This is a genomic window from Spirillospora sp. NPDC048819 (genome assembly GCF_040650055.1).
GTDB lineage: Bacteria > Actinomycetota > Actinomycetes > Streptosporangiales > Streptosporangiaceae > Spirillospora.
This window is the reverse complement of sequence record NZ_JBEZGN010000084.1, coordinates 1-5,152: the sequence shown is the minus strand read 5'-3', so window position 1 is coordinate 5,152 and position 5,152 is coordinate 1. Positions and strand designations below refer to the sequence as shown.

At 69.5% G+C, this 5,152-nt stretch carries 7 protein-coding genes; 4 read left to right on the top strand and 3 right to left on the bottom strand.

Features of this window, described 5'->3' with window-relative positions; genetic code table 11:
* Positions 1–91: 91 nt before the first annotated feature.
* Entirely contained in the window at positions 92–1,039 is a 948-nt protein-coding gene (locus AB0C35_RS45740; RefSeq protein ID WP_358470896.1) for a MerR family transcriptional regulator, read from the bottom strand.
* A gap of 57 nt (positions 1,040–1,096) precedes the next feature.
* Here AB0C35_RS45740 and AB0C35_RS45735 point away from each other — a divergent pair, with 57 nt between their 5' ends.
* Entirely contained in the window at positions 1,097–1,528 is a 432-nt protein-coding gene (locus AB0C35_RS45735) for an SMI1/KNR4 family protein (protein ID WP_358470893.1), read from the top strand.
* A 10-nt stretch (positions 1,529–1,538) separates the two neighbouring features.
* On the opposite strand, the gene AB0C35_RS45730 is transcribed toward AB0C35_RS45735, so the two are convergent.
* Together AB0C35_RS45730 and AB0C35_RS45725 are read right to left on the bottom strand one after the other, a co-directional pair.
* On the bottom strand, positions 1,539–2,000 hold the full coding sequence (locus AB0C35_RS45730) for a PaaI family thioesterase (protein ID WP_358470890.1): 462 nt from the start codon (positions 1,998–2,000) through the stop codon (positions 1,539–1,541).
* 30 nt (positions 2,001–2,030) lie between these two features.
* On the bottom strand, positions 2,031–2,654 hold the full coding sequence (locus AB0C35_RS45725) for a TetR-like C-terminal domain-containing protein (RefSeq protein WP_358470887.1): 624 nt from the start codon (positions 2,652–2,654) through the stop codon (positions 2,031–2,033).
* Positions 2,655–2,757: 103 nt separating this feature from the next.
* Between AB0C35_RS45725 and AB0C35_RS45720 the strand changes: the two genes are divergently transcribed.
* From AB0C35_RS45720 to AB0C35_RS45710, 3 genes are all read left to right on the top strand, one after another.
* Positions 2,758–3,045, top strand: a complete 288-nt coding sequence (locus AB0C35_RS45720) for a hypothetical protein (RefSeq protein WP_358470884.1) — start codon at positions 2,758–2,760, stop codon at positions 3,043–3,045.
* Entirely contained in the window at positions 2,982–3,626 is a 645-nt protein-coding gene (locus AB0C35_RS45715; RefSeq protein WP_358470881.1) for a phosphotransferase, read from the top strand. The genes AB0C35_RS45720 and AB0C35_RS45715 overlap by 64 nt, the downstream gene beginning before the upstream one ends.
* Positions 3,627–4,531: 905 nt before the next feature.
* Positions 4,532–5,041 carry a tetratricopeptide repeat protein gene (locus AB0C35_RS45710; protein WP_358470878.1) on the top strand — a complete coding sequence of 170 codons (510 nt, stop codon included), beginning with the start codon at positions 4,532–4,534 and terminating at the stop codon, positions 5,039–5,041.
* Positions 5,042–5,152 lie beyond the last annotated feature (111 nt).

Here is a 5,152-nt window from a genome sequence, read left to right as displayed (position 1 = left end):
CGGTTGTCCTCACAAACACCCATGATCACGCGGTGGCCGTCTGCATGCTCCAGCACCCCCACCAGCAAGATCACGACTTACCGCTGGAGTACTAGAAGGTGCCGGGGCGGAGACGATGGACGTGCAGGGCGCGGACGAACCAGTCGAGCGCCGGGGTCATGTCGTCTGGACGCGGCCATCCGTTGATCACTGAGAGCAGCCTGAGGTACCGCTCCCTGCGGGGGTCGTTCGCGGTCTCCAACCTGGCCAGCAGCCGGCGCTGCAGTTCGGCGCCGTCGCGGTCGCCGCACGTGCGCGCGTAGCCGGCCGTGACCTCGGCGACGACCGGTTCGGCCTCGAGGGAAGCCGGATCGGTGCCAGCCGCCAGGGCCGGGGCCACCTGGTCACGAACCATCGCAACGGCATCGCGGCACACGACCGTGGGTCCGTCCGGTGCACGATCGGCCGCAAGCTGCTCGGCCATGAGCCGCACGCGGCCGCGGAAATCCGGATCCTGGGACAGCTCGGCCAGCTCCACCCACGCCTCGACCTGCTCGGTCTCGGGGTCGTCGGGCAGTTCAGGGGTCATCGAACGCCGGATGCCCGCGAAAAGCGGGTCGTCATCCCGGTCACCGAAAGCGGTGTCGAGGAAGTCGCCGATCAGCCGCCGGCGTTCGTCCTCGGAGAGCCGGGCCAGCTTGTGCATGAGATCCATCTCCTCACAGGTGGACCCGCGCCTGGCCACCGCCGTCAGCACCGCACGCCGCGACCGCAGCGTCCGGATCCGCACGTCCAGCGCCCGGGCGTGCGCCGCGGCGACCTCGGAGAGCGAGACCTCCCGATCGACGACCCTCCGAATGGTCGGAAGGTCCACCCCCAGGTCGCGCAGCGTCCGCACGAGTTCCAGGCGCGCGACGGCATCGATGCCGTAAAGGCGATGGTCGGCCGGGTTACGGCCGGTCGGCGCCACGATCCCGCGGTCGGCGTAGAACCGGATGGCCTTGACCGTCAACCCGGTCCTCCGGGCCACGTCACCGATCGAGTGGAGCGTGCCGTCCATGCCTCCACCTTCACGCCTCCCCCAACGGGAGACGCAACCTCCGTCTAGTCTGCGCTCATGTGGAAGAAGGCAGCATCCCAGGCATACGCGGACGCCGAGTTCAGGACGCCCGCCGACGCGGCCGCACTGGCGGCGGCCGAACGGCGTCTCGGCCGTTCCCTGCCGTCCGAGCTCACCGGACTGCTTCAGGACACGGACGGCATCGTCGGCCACTACGGAGTGGCCACGGTCTGGCCGCTGGAGGAGATCGTCGAGCAGAACCTCCACTTCTGGTCGGGCGACTCGTACGCCGATCTGTACATGCCCTTCGACGCGTTGCTCTTCTTCGGCGACAACGGCGGCGGTGACCAGTTCGCCTTCGTCCAGACGCCGCCGCGGCCGGACATCTTCGTATGGGACCACGAGACGGACAGCCGGTACTGGGTCGCCGGGGACCTGCGGGACTACCTCGGCCGGTCCCTCGCGGCCGGCGGCGACTGGTACCGGTAGCCGGCGGCGGTCACCTCGACGGCATGGCCGCCGCGTCAGCCGCGGCACCCGCCTGACCGGGGGTGGTGGACACCGGACCGACCGGCATGAACAGGGCAGTGACGTTGGCGATGACGCGGCCCGACGTGAACGTCGCCGTTCCGGCCGCGAGCCTTCTCCCCACCCGCGTCGGAGTGACGAGAATGTCGACCCACTCCCCCTCCCTCGCCGTGCCCAGCAGGTCGCAGGACAGATTGACGGTGACCAGGTGGGCCGGCGGGTCGGTCTGGACTGCGAGAGCGTGCCCGATGACCACGTCGCCGATGGCGGCGATGACACCACCGTGCAGGAATCCACGTGCGTTCGACTTGGGACCGTCGACGGTGAAGCCGGCCCGCAAAGGGTCGGCAGCGTGCCGGGCGAAACCCCCGATGGCGTCGAGCAGTGGACTGGGGCGATCCCAGGGAACGAAGGTCGAGCGTTCGGCGGTCATGGTCCCTCCAGGACGATTCGATGCGGCACGTCATGCCTCACGGGACGGTTCCCCGGCGGACGCGGCGTCGGCCAGCCCGCGAAGCGCCGCGGTGAGGACGAAGCGGAAACGGTGATCCGCCGACTCCGGGCCGCTCCCGAGCAGCCCGGACGATTCGAGTCCGATCAGCCCCTGAACGGTGGCGAACAGCCCGATGGCGGCGTCCTTCGCCGTCCCCTTCGCGCGGCCGGGTCCGAGCACCCCGGCGACCCGGCCCACCACGATCGCGTAGATCTCCTCGGCGGCACGAGCGTCCTCCGGGCCGGGGCGGAACTCGGCGAACGGCCTGGAGAACATGACCTCGTACAGATGGGGACACCGGTGCGCGAACGACCGGACGGCCAGCGCCAGGTCCAGCACGTCCGCCTCGGCGTCGCCGCTGCCCTCCAGCGCCCGCAGCTCCCCGGCCAACCGTCCGAACCCCTCGGCGAACAACGCGCGCGCGAGACCGGCCTTGCCGCCGAACAACTCGTTCACCGCGGCCTGCGACGACCCGGCACCCGCGGCCACCGCACGCGTCGTCACCGCGCCGCTCCCACCCGACTCCAGCAGTTCCGCCGCGACCCCGAGCAACTCGCCGCGCAGCGCCTCGGTGCGCCTCTTCTTCCGTCCCACCCCACCACGGTAACCCAATTTCGGATCATTGATCCGAAAAACGGCTCAGAGCGCCGCCGCCGACGAGTCGCGTCGTCGCACGGGATCGCGCATCATGGCCCGGGTGCCCGAATCACAGCCGTCCCACCGTGCCCTGGAGTGGGCCGCCCAGACCATCGGGGAGCCCGTCCGAGTCGTGCGCCGCCTCACGGGCGGGACGCACGCCGTCACGCATCTCCTCGAGACGCCGGAGTCGAAGCGGACAATGGTGCTGCGCCGCTTTCCACCGGGCGACGGGGCCGCGGCGAACGAGGCGCACTCCCTGAACGTCCTCAATGGCCTGGACGGGTGGGCGCCACACTGCTCGGAGCCGACCCGGAGGGCGAGCGATCCGGCGAGCCCGCCGTCCTGATCAGCCGGCTGCCCGGCCGCGTCGACATCACCTCAATGCTTCCAGTGGCTGCGGCCGCCCAGCTGGGGCACGCACTCGCCCGCGTGCACGCCCCACCTCTCGCGCCCCTCAGCGGTCTCCGGAACGGGATGGCGGCAGCGCTGGCCTCGCCCCTCCGACAAGGCGGGACGGCCCCCATCCATCGCCTCGCCGCGGCCGAGCCCGTACTCACGCACTTCGACTTCTGGTCCGGCAACGTGCTGTGGCAGGACGCCACTCTCACCGGGGTGATCGACTGGTCGGGCGCCTCGCTGGCACCCCGCGGCTTCGACGTCGGCTGGTGCCGCCTCGACCTGGTCCTGCTGCACGACCCGGCGACGGCAGAAGTGTTCACGGACGCCTACCAGGAGGCGGCAGGCCAGATCGTCGAGGACCTCGCACTCTGGGACATGTTCGCCCTCACCAACTCCCAGCACGCCGTAGAAACCTGGCTGCCCAACTACCACGACCTCGGCCGGACGGACCTCACAGCGAACGATCTGCGCACGCGCCACACTTCCTGGGCCGAGGAACGCCGTCCGCACTGCGACTGGACCCGGTAACGCCGCGCACCGGCGGCGCACGAAACTAGCGCTCCCCCAGCCGACGGATGGGTTCCGGTACTTGTCGCAACGCTCCCGGCATCTGAGGGGTGTGGAGATAAGCCGCTGGGAACGCAAGCAGCAGTCAGATCTTGAGGACAAGCATCGGAGGACGATACTCCCCGACCTCGGGACGGTTGAGCGTGCCGCCAGATGGCGACCGGCCACGAGACTGGGGAACCGAGCCGGTCTGCTCACCGAACACGGGCGTACGCATGGCCGCCGACCTGCTCGACGTGAAGCCACGACGGCTCATAATGGCCTGGCCACCCGGGCCATCTCGAACCCGCGTCGAAGACCGGTCTCCGCACCGCCTACACCGCGCGTCCAAAGGCCAACGCGGCGCCGCACCTCCCGGCCCTGCGGCCTCCTGCTTCAGGCAGCCGCCGCGCGGCGCCCTCAACGTTGGCCGCCCTCCTCCCCGCCCGCAGTGGTCGCCCGCTGCCGCTTCGGCACGTCGGTCATCGCCGACCTCTCCCACGAACAGCCAGGTCGAGCCCTCGCCACGGGCATGCCGAGGCCGACGACGCTGTGGTCTCGTGTCCTGCAAGGACGGGGGCCGTGCGGCATCCGGCCGGCGGACACCAGTCGGACCGGCCGTCTCCTCGCCTTGGTCGGCTCGGTCCTATGCCTGTCCCAAGCTGAACGTCCTGACCGTGCCCGTCCAGCCGCGCTATTCGTTGAGGCGCTGTCGGTTCTGGAGCGCGGCCGATCGAAACAGGCGGCCGCGCCGGTGCAGATGTGTGGGTTGGCACCGGCGCGACCATGGCCCGACCATCGTCGGGCTCTTCGAATTCTCGCCTATCACACGTTGCACAACCGTTGCGTCCCAGCTCACCACCGCCGACCGGCCCTATCCTTGACTGATGATCAACACGGAGCCGGGCTGGGAACGGCGGATCGCCGCACTCTGGGACACCTTCGACGACCACAGGCCCGAAGTCTTCCTCGCCAAGGTCAAGGAACTGACCGACGAACTTCCGGCCGGCAGCGGCGTCGCCCACTACGAACTGGCATCGGCGCACGACTCGATCGGCAACGAGGCGGAAGCCGCCACCCACTACAGAGAAGCCTTCACCGCCGGGCTCACCGGATCGCGCCGGCGAGAGGCGACGATCCAATACGCGAGCACCCTGCGCAACCTCGGCCAAGCCGAAGAAAGCGTCACTCTCCTCACCGCGGAACGCGACGCCGCCTCTGATGAGCTGGACGATGCCGTCACCGCGTTCCTGGCGCTCGCCCTCACAGATCTTGGACGTGACCGGGAGGCGGCGTCACTCGCACTCGACGCACTCTCGCGCCACCTGCCTCAGTACAACCGGTCCGTTTCCAACTATGCGAAAGCACTGATGGAGCCTGAAACACCCGAGAAATGAGAAAGGGCCCCGCCGATGTCGGCGAGGCCCTTTCTGCAATATGAGTCCGGCGGCGTCCTACTCTCCCACACAGTCTCCCATGCAGTACCATCGGCGCTGAAGGGCTTAACT